Consider the following 12,647-nt stretch of genomic DNA (forward strand, 5'->3'; position numbering starts at 1 on the left):
ATGAGTAAATTAGCAATTAAGCACGTGGTCAAAATGTTTGACACACGCACTATTTTACGGGTCGATCAACTGACGTTTGCTCAGCCGGGAATCTACGGCTTGATCGGTCCCAACGGCGCAGGCAAGACGACGTTACTAAAGTGTCTTTGTGGGTTATTACAGGTTACTGGTGGCAGTATTGAGTTAGACGGGCAGAAATTGACCCCGCAGACCCTCCCGGCGTTCTTGTTAAATACCGGCACGGTTTTTGCTCAATCAGACAGTACTTTTGAGCAGACGATCGCTGAATTGTTGGCCGAACACTACCATTATTTTAATTTGGAGCAACCAGCCGACTGGCAGGAAGTTTTGCAGCGAGTGGAGTTGGAAGTGGAGCCGACTATCAAAGTTGGCCAGCTTTCCTTGGGGATGCGCCAGCGCTTATTACTAGCACTAGCAACGGCTCACCGGCCGAAAATTTTACTGTTAGACGAGCCGTTTAACGGTTTAGATCCCGACGGTGTCGCCGTGATCAAAAAGCTGATCACCACGTTAGCGGCGAAAACGATCACGATCGTGACCAGTCATTCGTTTACCGATTTGGCCGATATTATTACCGCCGCTGTGGTCCTGGCTCACGGGCAAACGAGCCAATTACGACCATTAACGGAGATCCAAACTGAATTTAGCGATGGCCTGTTGGGCTTTTACCATCAATTCGTGCAAACAACGGAGGCGGCAAATGACACACTTTAACTTCGAATTTCAGCGTCAACGAGGCTGGCTGTGGCCGTTATTTTTAACTAGCAGTTTGGTACAGGTTTTCTTTTTAGGATTTTTTACCGTGATCGGTTACTTTGATCACAGTGAAGACGATGGTATTTTGACTCGTTTTGCGGGAGTGTTAGGCTTAGCGACGACCGCGACGATTTGTGTGGTGACGATCATGGCTACCGTGTTTGCCTGTCGCTACTTGGTGCGTGACTACAGTGGTGGCCGCCGCGCTAATACGTTTTTGTTGCCGATCGCGCGGGCTGATTTGTTTCGTATTAAGGAAGCAGCATTCATAATGTTACTGGCTGGTACAGAATTTAGTGGTTTGTTAGTGGCAGATCTACTATTAGCAGTGGCGGCGCAAATGGTTCATTTGTTTACGACAAATTTAAGCTGGCAACTGGGCGGCAGTTTGGTGGTTGACCTAGTAGCGGTTGTTTTTACCGTGGTGTTAACTTTAGTTGCGAATCTGGCAGGGATCTACTGGGACTCGGCGCTTAAAGCAATCGTTGTCAGCGTGATTTTGGTCGTGTTAATGGCTAACGTGTTGGCGGGATTGCTCCAATTATGGTGGTTGAGCCTGATAGTTGCGTTAGTATTAGCTGGAAGCTGGTTGCCGGTCAGCAAGTTATTTGGTCAGTGGCTGGAACGCAGTGAAGTTCAGCGTCCGTAATTTTCTTATTTTTTGTAAGCAAAATAATGGAAATTATTCACAATTGCTCCTATAATTAAGTTATCAACTAATATAGGGGGAACGATTATGACTAAAAAAATTGGGATCATTGTAGGTAGTTTACGGCAGAAATCTTACAGCAAGTCTGTAGCACAAGCGATGGCTAAGATGTTTCCGGCAGATTATGAAACTGAAATGATCGAGATCGGCAACTTACCGTTTTTCAATCAGGACTTTGAAGATGGCGGTTTGAGCGAACCTGAAGTTTATGCACCATTTCGGCAGGCAGTCAAAGCCGTTGATGCCGTTTTATTTGTGACACCGGAATATAATCGCAGCGTGCCAGCTGTTTTGAAAAACGCACTCGACGTCGGCTCCCGGCCATACGGCGCTAGTGTGTGGGACGGCAAGCCCGCAGCAATTGTCAGCGTTTCGCCGAGTGGCATGGGTGCTTTTGGTGCTAACCATCATTTGCGCCAGTCGTTGGTCTTTTTAAACATGCCGACGTTACAGCAGCCTGAAGCTTATTTAGGAAATGCAGGCAACTTTTTGGATGAGCAAGGTCAGATCACTAACGAAGGTACGGAAAAATTCATCCAGTCGATCGTGGATGCATTTGTAGAGTTGATTAAGAAATATTAAATAACACGATTATTGTTTACAGAAATACTGGGACCCGAGGCAATGCACTTTGTCTCGGGTCTTTTTGTGTAGTGCTCACCTGCTAAGCACTTGACTCCGCAGCTTGCTTAATTGCGCTTCAGCTAGCAGCCGCTTACGTTTAACTACGCAAGACAACTAAGTCAAGTTCAACTTGCTTGTCTTGCTAGGTTAATCCTCAGCGGCTAACCGCTAGCTTTCACAGCTTTTGTTTTTGATATTAATATGTTATCTTAGAGAAACTGTACGACACTTGAGTTAAGTTGGAGGAAATTATGCAACAAGTGATGAGTAAAAACAAACCAGGTTTGACTACTTTCGACCTGAAAATTCTCGGCATGGTGTTAATGGTAGTCGACCATTTTCACCAGATGTTTGCGCCGATGGGAGTTCCCGGTTGGGTGGATTGGTTTGGTCGTCCTGTCGCCACGCTGTTCTTTTTTACCAGTGTGGTTGGTTTTAGCCACACGCACAGTAAGAAAGTTTACATGTTGCGTTTGTATATCAGTATGGTCATCATGAGCTTACTGATGAACTTATTGCAAAAATACGTCGGTTACGACCAAGTGCAGTTGATCAATAATATTTTCCGTGATTTGTTTATCGGGACGATCTTCATGTGTGCGGCTGACCGGTTTGCGGCGGCGCGTCAGGAACGCAAATGGACTAATATCGCATGGGGACTCGGTTTATTTCTGTTACCGTTTGTGCTGTCGTTGGTCTTTATTCCGTTTACGAGTGCACCAACTCCGGCGAGCCGGCTGATTTTGCAGCTATTACTGGCGTTTGTACCGGCAATTTTGATGGCAGAAAATAATTTCATGGTGCTGCTGATCTTTTTCTTGTATATTTTGCGCAAAAAACGGGGCTGGCAGTGTGCGGCGATCGCGGTGACCGCGTTGATTTACGGTATCATGGGGTCTGATCAGTGGTTGATGATCTTTTCGGTGATCCCGATTTGGTTTTACAATGGAAATAAGGGACCGGGGATGAAATATTTCTTCTATATTTTTTACCCGGTACACATTGCGTTACTGTACGTAATAGCGGCGTGGATCCACTAAAACAGAGCGCAGCGTGGCGTTTAGAGGCGCGCAGTAGCGAAAAGACAAGCCAAGTTGCGATTTTAAGCAACTGGGCTTGTCATGAGCTAGGGCACAGCCTCTGTCACGAGGAGCTCGACTATAAAACAGAGCGCAGCGTGGCTGGCGGAGTTAAAACCACAGGAGGTGATAGTAATGCAGGCAAACTGGATCTATTTGTTATTGGCAATGACGGTGTTGTGTTTGTGTGGCTTAGCTGTGAGTTTGCATCAAAATAAGTTTCGTTTGCTAAATGGGGTGTTGGTTAACTTTGTGCTCTTGTTTGGCGGAATCTCACTGATTGGCTTGATCCAAGCAACGAAAGTCAAATGGCTAAATGTTTTACTGTACGTGGTGTTAGCGGTAGTCGGCTTGCCGTTTGTGGTGCTATATTCACTGTTAGGAATTTTATTGCTGTGGAACGCAGCGACAGTCTGGCGTAAAGAAAGTCACAACTTAGGAAATTTACTGACACTGTTTTTAGGGCTGTTACTGCTTTTATTGCCGGTAGTTCGGCTACTAGACCGAAACTTGTTTCCGCAATTTGGTGTGACTTTGTACCAAACGTTTGTTGTCCCGTTACTATCTTACCTGGCCTTTTGGTTTCTGGCGTTTATCTCATCGTTTATCCTGACGCGTCTGTATCGCCCACATTATGATCAAGATTACCTGATCGTGTTGGGGGCGGGGCTGTTGCATGGCACGCAGGTTTCGCCACTACTAGCCAGTCGGATCGAACGGGCGTTGACTTTTGCGCGAATTCAGGCTAACAAAACTGGCAAGTACCCGCTGCTAGTTTTTTCTGGCGGGCAAGGACAAGACGAAAAGGTTCCCGAGGCAGTGGCGATGCGCGAGTATGCTTGTGCGCACGGGGCTCCGGCTGACCGAACGCTAGTGGAAGATAAGTCGACTAACACCTACGAAAATATGCTGTTTTCCAAACGTTTATTGGAAAAACAAAATGTCGCTTTAAACCACGGTTTGTTTGCGACGAGCGACTACCATACGTTTCGTGCCGCGGGATACGCGCGTTATGTGGGCTTGAAAATCGATGGACTGGGAGCGAAGACGAGTCGCTTTTTTATTCCAAACGCGTTTATTCGGGAATACGTTGCGTTACTAGCGAATCATAAAAAAGCGCATTTGTTGTTAGTATTACTATTGTTAGTATTTTCTTTTATGAGTTTTATTGCGGGAAATGGCATTCAGTTTTGAAAATGCTGTTTGCTATAAAATAATAAAAAAGCGAGACTGAGACAAAATGAGTTTGTCCTAGTCTCGTTTTTGTGTAAACTAGCAAAAATCAGTAGTCTGAGCTTGGGGTTACAACTTTTTTAATTACCTTCTGTCACCTGCTCGTTTTCTTCTTGTGGTAGGATGTAGACGTACTGTGCGACACGCTGATTGAATAAGATCTTCTTTTGTTCCTTGTAGACGGATAACATGTCTAAACTGGGGTCGTAAGTTCCGATTTTAATCTGATCGTTAACTGTTAGACCCAATGCCGTCATGTATTCGATGATTTGAGGTGATTCTAAGTAGCTACTGATAGTGCCGGTAGTTTCCTTTAGGTCTGCTAGTTTTTTGATATTTTCTAGCGGATGTAACCGAGGATGTTGGATCTCGCCGCCAAACGGACTTTTAGCCGGGTGACCGAGGTATTCTTGCAGTGCAGTCAACATGTCACCGCTATTAAACGACGAGACGTGCCAAGCTTGTTCGGGGATGTCTACTAAATTAAGATCCAAGTCCCGGACCAGCCAAGTTTCGCATAAGCGGTATTTTTGAATGATTTGAGTGGCCTGGGTTAATCCATTTTCGCTTAAAGAGATCCGACCGTATTTTTTGGCAATTACTAAATTTTCTTTTTGTAATTTTTTGACGAATTCTGAAGCTGAGGCAGGAGAAACTTTTAAATAAGCAGCGAGTTGCTTATTAGTTGTGTTACCTGTGATGTAACCACATTCAAAAATTGCTTTGAGGTAATTACTAGTGGACATTTTCATTCTATGTACCTTCTTTTTTAATTGGGGTATCCTAAAAAAATATTTTACTATAAAAAAATATGGTGTACAATAGGTTTTGCAAAAAGAAAGGTGGTTTTAATGGTGAGTAATAACGAGACGACGACTCACAAGAAACATCGTTTGATTCAATATGCCAATGGCCCTTCACTAGAAGAGATCAACGGCACGATTGAAGTTCCTAAGGGCAAGGGCTTTTGGAAGACCTTGTTCATGTATTCAGGACCGGGTGCTTTGGTGGCCGTGGGTTATATGGATCCAGGTAACTGGTCAACGTCGATCACTGGCGGGCAAGATTTCTCATATCTGTTAATTTCTGTGATCTTACTTTCGAGTTTAATTGCCATGTTGTTACAATATATGGCGGCTAAACTGGGAATCGTGGGGCAAATGGATTTGGCCCAGGCAATTCGTGCAAGAACTGGTAAGTCACTTGGTATTATTTTGTGGATCTTAACCGAATTAGCGATTATGGCGACCGATATCGCGGAAGTTATCGGTGCGGCGATCGCGTTGTATCTATTATTCAATATTCCGTTAGTTATTGCGGTATTTTTGACCGTATTTGACGTTTTGTTATTGCTTTTATTGACTAAAATTGGTTTTCGAAAGATCGAAGCCATCGTTGTTTGTTTGATTTTTGTAATCTTAGCAGTTTTTGTTTACCAAGTTGCGTTATCCGACCCAGATTGGGGTGCGATGATGAAAGGCTTTATTCCAACCAATAAAACTTTTGCCAGCACACCTAATATCGGTGGCAATACCCCGATCCAAGGGGCACTGGGAATCATTGGTGCTACCGTAATGCCGCATAACTTGTACTTGCATTCTGCAATTTCGCAGACGCGTAAGATCGATCATAATGATGAAGAAGACGTGGCCCGGACGGTCAAGTTTTCTACCTGGGATTCTAACATCCAGTTATCGTTAGCTTTCGTGATCAACTCACTATTGCTGATCATGGGTGTTGCTGTTTTCAAGACCGGTGCTGTTCAAGATCCGTCATTCTTCGGTCTGTATGATGCTTTGTCCAACACTTCGGCTTTGAGTAACGGAATTTTGATCAAAGTTGCTAAATCAGGAATTTTGTCGGTCCTCTTTGCCGTTGCTTTGTTAGCTTCTGGGCAAAATTCGACTATTACTGGTACCTTGACCGGACAAGTTATTATGGAAGGTTTCGTGCACATGAAGATGCCGCTATGGGCTCGTCGTTTGGTAACGCGTGTGATTTCCGTGATTCCGGTTTTGATTGCTGTGTTAACGACCAGTGGGGAATCACCAGTACGGCAACACGAAGCCATCAATAATTTGATGAATAATTCGCAGGTCTTCTTGGCGTTTGCCTTACCATTTTCAATGTTACCGTTGCTGATGCTGACTAACAGTAAAGTAGAAATGGGTGCACGTTTTAAAAATACTCTGTGGGTCAAAATTTTAGGCTGGATCTCGGTAATTGCTTTGACCTTCTTGAACATGAAAGGTTTGCCGGATTCGATCAAATCATTTTACGGCGAAAATATCACTGCTGCGCAGGCTGCAACTGCCGACCATCTGGCTTACGTGATCATCGTGTTGATCTTAGCACTGTTATTATGGACGATCGTTGATTTGTACCGCGGTGATAAACGGATAAGCGAGGCCAATAATGCTGCCGACACCGGTTCTGCACAATAGGAGGTAATTTAATGGGGGAAGAAAAATCAATTAAGTTTCGCCGTTTATTAGTAGGAACGGATGACTCGCATGACGCGCAACTAGCATTCGATTATGCCGTGCGTTATGCTGCAGAAAACGATTCTGAACTCTTTATTGTTTCGGTGTTGGAAGACCATGAAATTAACGTTTATCAGTCTTTAGACGATGATTATTTGGCAAAGAAAAAAGAAGAATTAGAAAGCAAATTAGCCGACTATAAGCGCACAGCCTTGGATGCTGGAGCGAAAAGAACGCAAGTAGTGCTCGCACAAGGAGATGCCGGACATGCGATCGTCAATGACGTGATCCCGGAAGTGAAGCCAGACTTGTTAGTGATCGGCTCGTATGATAAGCCGGGCTTAAAGAAGCGTTTTGGTAGTCAGGCGGCTTACATGGCAAAGAATGCACCGATCGCTGTGTTGGTAATGCGCTAGTCGCGGGGTTACTTTGTAGAAAATTGAATAGTTAGTAGCTTCAAACCTTGAGAAAAGTGTAGATTACAAATTCATTGACTCAATGAAGGAGGAAAATTTTGATGGGGGAGTATGCGAAATTAATGGATGGTTGTTGCGATATCGGACAAACGGTATTGGAAAAATCGTTTCGGCCGATCTCGGAGGTAGTTAATAGGTTAGGTATTTCGCAGGATATGTTTGCCAAACGTTTTGGTGACCTGCCAACGTTTAATCAAGTTGACTTGCAACAGCCACAGACTTGGGGAAATGCAGCATTGTGTAAGTGCGAAGGCATTGGTTATGTACGCATGGTGCAAGCAACCAAGGATAAATTCAATCAGTATCTGAACGCTAGGGTATATTAAAAATAAAAACTAAGACACGTTCAAGTCTATAGTTTGCAAAATAAAACGGTGTCCCAGACAAAAGTAAATTTTGCCTGGGGCTCCGTTTTTTCATTTGTTAAGCTACAACTAGCGGGCTGACTATGCAGCTTGTTTAATTGCGTTGCGCAAGGCAACAGGCTGTGGCTAGAACAAGTCCCAGACCGACTTATTGCCGGTCTAGGCTAGTCCTCACCTGTTAAGCGCCTTACTCGCAGCTTGTTTTAATTGCGCTCCAGCTGGCAGCCGCTTACGTTTAACTACGCTAAAAAGCAAATCCAAGTTTAAGCTTTGCTTTCTAGCTAGGTTAATCCTCAGCGACTAACCGCCAGCTTCCGCAGCTTGTTTTAATTGCGCTCCAGCTGGCAGCCGCTTACGTTTAACTACGCTAAAAAGCAAATCCAAGTTCAGGCTTTACTTTCTAGCTAGGTTAATTCTCAGCGACTAACCGCCAGCTTCCGCAGCTTGTTTAGCCTAGTTCCTTTTGGTTCGTTTCCGTGCCGAACAGCCAGACGATGATACCCGCAAATAGTGCAATGCCACCAATCGCCCAGAAGATCATGTTAGCACTGGTGACCTTGAGCATCCATGCTACTACTATCGGCATAGCAACGGTGAAGAGTTTAGCGATCCCGTTAGCAAAGCCCGATCCCCGAAAACGGAATTTGGTAGGGAAGAGTTCTGCGATGTAAACTGCGATCACCGAAGCCATCAAGATATAGAAACAAACTTCCAACAAAAAGCCGATAATCATTACGCCGGTAACGTTCGCTTGTTTAGCGTACATCATCCCGAAAATAAAGGTCAGGAAAAAGGCGGGCACGATCGTCTTTTTGCGACCGATTTTGTCGATCAAAATTGCACCGATGGCACAGCCCACAGGAGCGCCAAACATCATGAAAGCTGACATCCACAACGAACCTGAAATGTTGATCCCGCGTTTACTTAACAGCGTCGGAACCCATGAAGTGAAGGTATACTGACAAATAATCGTGGCCGATGCCGCTACGGTAGCGACGATCAAGCTTAGCCACAATGGTCGGTGAGTGGCGTTGATCTTTTTAGCTTTAGGAGCAGCACTGTGAGCGTGACTACCATTAACTTCGAGTTGTTCAATAATTTTTTCCGCCCTTTGGGGTTGGTCGTGTTGGAGCAACCAGCGCGGAGATTCTGGGATGTCGCGGCGCAAAAACCAAAGGATCGCAGCGAAGATCCCGACGCCCATGAACATTACCCGCCAGCCAAAACGTGGGATCACCGCACTGGCGATCACCATGGTGACAGGAGCGCCGCAGTTAGCGACTAGCGAGGTGTTGGCGCACCATTTTCCCCGGTTACGGATCGGCGCGAACTCGTTGACCATCGAATAGCCGGTCACGATTTCGGAGCCTAGGCCAATGCTAGACATCAGCCGACAAAAAATCAAAAATGGCATGTTGGGGGCAAATGCTCCTAAAAAGGTGAACCCTCCAAAAAGTAGCAAGTTGATTTGGTAAGCGACCCGGCGCCCTTTAAGATCACCGATAAAACCGGAGATGATCGAGCCTAAAAACAAACCCAAAAAGCCGCTGGAAAGAAAGTATGAACTCTGTTGCAAAGTTGACCACCCGCTTTTTAAGACGGTGGTGGTTACGGCGCTGGCGAGGTAAACATCTACGGCATCTAAGAACATGCCGCCCGAGACTAAGGCGAAAATTTTGTAAAATAACGGTGATTCTTTGGTACGATCGATTCTTTCTTGCAAGCTGGTAGATTGTTCCATAGATATTTACCTCCTATAAGTAAATTAGTTTAATTAAAATCGGGGATCTGGCGCTCAAAAGCTGCGATTTCTTGTTCGTGTTGCAGCGTGATCATAATGTCATCTAGTCCGTTGACCAGTTTATTTTTCCATAACGGGTCGATGTCAAACGAAAAAATGTCTTGCGCTACTCGTACTTGCTGGGCAGGCAAGTCGATCGTAATTTCTTGGTCGGCGGGTAGGGCGGCGAGGATCTCGCGTTGTTCTTGCGGTAAAACGATTGGCAAGAAGCCATTTTTAGTACTGTTCATGTAAAAAATACTGCTGTAGCCGCCAGCGATCACCGCGCGAAAGCCCCAATCTTTGAGGGCCCACACGGCGTGTTCACGCGAAGAACCGCACCCAAAATTATCACCGGCAATTAGGATCTGCGATTGACTTCTTTCCGGCTGATTTAGGATAAAATCCTGGCGGGGTTGGTGGTTCTCATCGTAACGCCAGTTATAAAAAAGATTTTTACCGTAACCCGTTTTTAAAATATTTTTCAAAAATTGTTTGGGAATGATCTGGTCCGTATCGATATTGTCGCGCATCAACGGAATGGTGGTACTTGTGATCTGCTTGATTTTTTCCATTAGTAATTCTCCTTTCGTACGTCGACGAAGTGACCGTGAATGGCTGCCGCGGCTACCATGGCAGGACTGGCTAAATGTGTGATCGAGCCGGGACCTTGGCGTCCTTCAAAGTTTCGGTTAGAAGTCGAAGCACAGTGAACACCCGCCGGCACGTGGTCGGGATTCATTCCCAAACAAGCCGAGCAGCCGGGTTCCCGCCATTCGCAACCTGCGTCTTTAAAGACCCGGTCGAGGCCGAGTTTTTCAGCTTGCTTTTTGATCGTGCGCGATCCCGGAACGACCCAAGCGGTGACTTGACTTGCGATGTGGTGTCCTTGCAACACGCGGGCGGCGATTTTTAGGTCTGATAATCTGCCGTTGGTACACGAGCCGAAAAAGGCCCAGCGGATCGGGATCTCGGTAGCGGCGGTCCCGGGTTTTAAGTTGACGTAATCGTAAGCTTTTTGTTCGTCGCTGTTATGAATTTCAGGTAGTTGCTGGTCGACCGGTACGGCCATTCCCGGGTTGGTCCCCCAAGTCACGTAAGGAACGAGGGTGCTGGCATCCAGTTCGATGACCTGATCGAAGGCTTCCGGACTGTCGGTGTAAAATTGCTGCCAGTAAGCAATTGCTTTATCCATCTGGCGGGGAGCGTATTTCCGCCCAGCAATGTAGTCGAAGGTCTTTTCGTCGGGGGCCACACTCCCCATCTTAGCGCCGCCTTCGATCACCATGTTACATAAAGTCATGCGTTCTTCCATGCTCAGCGCCGAGATCGTGTCGCCGTAAAATTCCGTGGCGTAGCCATTGCCAAAAGCAACGCCGTTTTGCGCGATCAGGGCCATGATGATGTCTTTAGCATAAACGCCGTGAGGAAGTTTGCCGCTGACGTGGATCCCCATGGTCTTAGGTTTAGATTGCCAGATAGTCTGTGTAGCTAAAACGTGCTCGACTTCGCTAGTGCCGATCCCAAATGAAATAGCACCGAAAGCGCCGTGAGTGGCGGTGTGCGAGTCGCCGCACACGATCACCATTGCAGGTTGAGTTAGGCCTAATTGAGGTCCGATAACGTGGACGATCCCCTGGTCTTCACTGCCCATATCGGCTAGTCGCACACCAAATTCTTTAGCATTTTTTTGCAGGGTTTCGATTTGCTTGCGCGAAATTTCGTCTTTGATGTTGAAAATGTCGGTCGTTGGAATATTGTGATCCAAAGTAGCGAAGGTTTTATCCGTGCGCCGAACCTGACGGTGATTTTCCCGCAGTCCCGCGAAAGCCTGTGGCGAAGTTACTTCGTGCAGTAAGTGTAAGTCGACGTATAGTAACTGAGGTTCGCCGGGTTCTCCCGTGATCACGTGTTTTTGCCAAATTTTATCAAACATTGTCTGTGCCATTATTTTGTCCTTCTTTCATTAATTGAAGCGATGATCGCAGCAGTCACTTCTTTAGTAGTTGCGTGTCCGCCTAGATCGGGAGTCATGATTTGCTTTTGGGTGACCGCATCGATCGCCTGTTCGATCTGTTGTGCCAGTTGCTCTTGGTCAAATGAATTGCGTAACATCATGGCGACCGAACTGATCATTGACAGCGGGTCGGCGATCCCTTGGCCCGCGATGTCCGGTGCTGAGCCGTGGATCGGTTCGTATAAAGCCGGGCCGGTGGTGCCGCAACTCATCGACGGGATCGTTCCCAGCGAACCGGTGATCTGAGCGGCTTCGTCACTGAGGATGTCGCCGAACATGTTTTCGGTCAAAATAACGTCAAACTGGCTCGGATCACTGATGATCTTCATTGCGGTGGCATCGACGTAACTGGTGTCGTAAGTAACTTGTGGGTATTGTTGTGCGAGTTGCCCGCAAACTTTACGCCAGAGGTTGCTGGTGGCAAGGACGTTGGCCTTGTCGACTAAGGTCACGTGTTTTTTCCTTTTTTGTGCCAGCTCAAAGGCAATTTTAGCGATGCGTTTGATTTCTGTTGTCGTGTAAGACATCGTGTCGACGGCGTCATCGGCGTTTAGCTTTCGGGGAGTGCCAAAATAAATTCCACTAGTTAGTTCGCGCACGATCACGAAATCGACGGCGTTCATCTTTTTTAACGGGGAGTACTTTTGCATCGCTGGGCTGATACTGGTGGGACGAATGTTAGCAAATAAGTTCAATTTCTGCCGCAGTTCCAGCAGGCCTTTTTCGGGACGTTTAGGTGCGTCATCCCACTTCGGTCCACCGATCGCAGCTAGTAAAATAGCATCGCTGTTTTGGGCGGCCGTTAAGGTTGCTTGGGGGAGTGGGTCGTCCGCCTGATCGATCGCTGCGCCCCCGAAAGGTTGGGGATTCAATTCGTATTCAAATTGCCCCTGACTGACGGCTTGCAAAACGGCTAACCCTGCTTGCATGATCTCCGGGCCGATGTAATCACCGGCTAGAACTGTGATCTGTTTTTTCATCAAAAAATTCCTCCTTAAACTATTAAAATTAATACAATAAAAAAAGCGTCCTGCTGATAAAACGATTAGTTTATCAGAAGGACGCTGATGCGCGGTACCACCTTTAATTCGCAGCTCGTTCACA

The 12,647-nt window shown here is 46.3% G+C and carries 13 protein-coding genes; 8 read left to right on the plus strand and 5 right to left on the minus strand.

Annotation, left to right across the window (positions count from 1 at the left end):
- The 5 genes from ACSYSK_RS01580 to ACSYSK_RS01600 all read left to right on the plus strand — a co-directional run bounded on the left by ACSYSK_RS01580 (position 1) and on the right by ACSYSK_RS01600 (position 4,383).
- A complete protein-coding gene (locus ACSYSK_RS01580; protein WP_491715219.1) occupies positions 1-735 on the plus strand; it encodes an ATP-binding cassette domain-containing protein in 735 nt (244 codons plus the stop codon).
- On the plus strand, positions 722-1,426 hold the full coding sequence (locus tag ACSYSK_RS01585) for a hypothetical protein (RefSeq protein WP_491715220.1): 705 nt from the start codon (positions 722-724) through the stop codon (positions 1,424-1,426). The genes ACSYSK_RS01580 and ACSYSK_RS01585 overlap by 14 nt, the downstream gene beginning before the upstream one ends.
- A gap of 87 nt (positions 1,427-1,513) precedes the next feature.
- Positions 1,514-2,068, plus strand: coding sequence for an NADPH-dependent FMN reductase (locus ACSYSK_RS01590; RefSeq protein WP_491715221.1), 555 nt, complete (start codon positions 1,514-1,516; stop codon positions 2,066-2,068).
- A 293-nt stretch (positions 2,069-2,361) separates the two neighbouring features.
- Positions 2,362-3,150 (plus strand): TraX family protein, encoded by a 789-nt coding sequence (locus ACSYSK_RS01595; protein ID WP_491715222.1) that lies wholly within the window; start codon positions 2,362-2,364, stop codon positions 3,148-3,150.
- Positions 3,151-3,324: 174 nt separating this feature from the next.
- The gene (locus ACSYSK_RS01600) at positions 3,325-4,383 is read left to right on the plus strand and encodes a YdcF family protein (protein WP_491715223.1); all 1,059 of its coding nucleotides are present in this window, start codon (positions 3,325-3,327) and stop codon (positions 4,381-4,383) included.
- 119 nt (positions 4,384-4,502) lie between these two features.
- Here ACSYSK_RS01600 and ACSYSK_RS01605 read toward each other — a convergent pair whose 3' ends face one another.
- Complete coding sequence (locus ACSYSK_RS01605; protein WP_491715224.1) at positions 4,503-5,174, minus strand: metal-dependent transcriptional regulator; 672 nt, start codon at positions 5,172-5,174, stop codon at positions 4,503-4,505.
- Positions 5,175-5,273: 99 nt separating this feature from the next.
- Here ACSYSK_RS01605 and ACSYSK_RS01610 point away from each other — a divergent pair, with 99 nt between their 5' ends.
- The 3 genes from ACSYSK_RS01610 to ACSYSK_RS01620 all read left to right on the plus strand — a co-directional run bounded on the left by ACSYSK_RS01610 (position 5,274) and on the right by ACSYSK_RS01620 (position 7,707).
- Positions 5,274-6,866: an Nramp family divalent metal transporter gene (locus ACSYSK_RS01610; protein WP_491715225.1), complete on the plus strand. Its 1,593-nt coding sequence runs from the start codon at positions 5,274-5,276 to the stop codon at positions 6,864-6,866.
- An 11-nt stretch (positions 6,867-6,877) separates the two neighbouring features.
- Positions 6,878-7,321, plus strand: coding sequence for a universal stress protein (locus tag ACSYSK_RS01615; RefSeq protein ID WP_491715226.1), 444 nt, complete (start codon positions 6,878-6,880; stop codon positions 7,319-7,321).
- A gap of 101 nt (positions 7,322-7,422) precedes the next feature.
- The gene (locus ACSYSK_RS01620) at positions 7,423-7,707 is read left to right on the plus strand and encodes a hypothetical protein (protein ID WP_491715227.1); all 285 of its coding nucleotides are present in this window, start codon (positions 7,423-7,425) and stop codon (positions 7,705-7,707) included.
- A 487-nt stretch (positions 7,708-8,194) separates the two neighbouring features.
- On the opposite strand, the gene ACSYSK_RS01625 is transcribed toward ACSYSK_RS01620, so the two are convergent.
- The 4 genes from ACSYSK_RS01625 to leuB are packed head-to-tail and all read right to left on the minus strand — an operon-like array spanning position 8,195 to position 12,523.
- Positions 8,195-9,487 (minus strand): MFS transporter, encoded by a 1,293-nt coding sequence (locus tag ACSYSK_RS01625; RefSeq protein ID WP_491715228.1) that lies wholly within the window; start codon positions 9,485-9,487, stop codon positions 8,195-8,197.
- 29 nt (positions 9,488-9,516) lie between these two features.
- Positions 9,517-10,101, minus strand: coding sequence for a 3-isopropylmalate dehydratase small subunit (gene leuD, locus ACSYSK_RS01630; protein ID WP_491715229.1), 585 nt, complete (start codon positions 10,099-10,101; stop codon positions 9,517-9,519).
- The gene (gene leuC / locus ACSYSK_RS01635; RefSeq protein ID WP_491715230.1) at positions 10,101-11,474 is read right to left on the minus strand and encodes a 3-isopropylmalate dehydratase large subunit; all 1,374 of its coding nucleotides are present in this window, start codon (positions 11,472-11,474) and stop codon (positions 10,101-10,103) included. The genes leuD and leuC overlap by 1 nt, the downstream gene beginning before the upstream one ends.
- The gene (gene leuB / locus ACSYSK_RS01640) at positions 11,474-12,523 is read right to left on the minus strand and encodes a 3-isopropylmalate dehydrogenase (protein ID WP_491715231.1); all 1,050 of its coding nucleotides are present in this window, start codon (positions 12,521-12,523) and stop codon (positions 11,474-11,476) included. Before leuB ends, leuC begins: the two co-directional genes overlap by 1 nt.
- Between the last annotated feature and the right edge of the window lie 124 nt (positions 12,524-12,647).

The sequence above is a fragment of the Ligilactobacillus sp. ESL1201 genome, assembly GCF_058503265.1.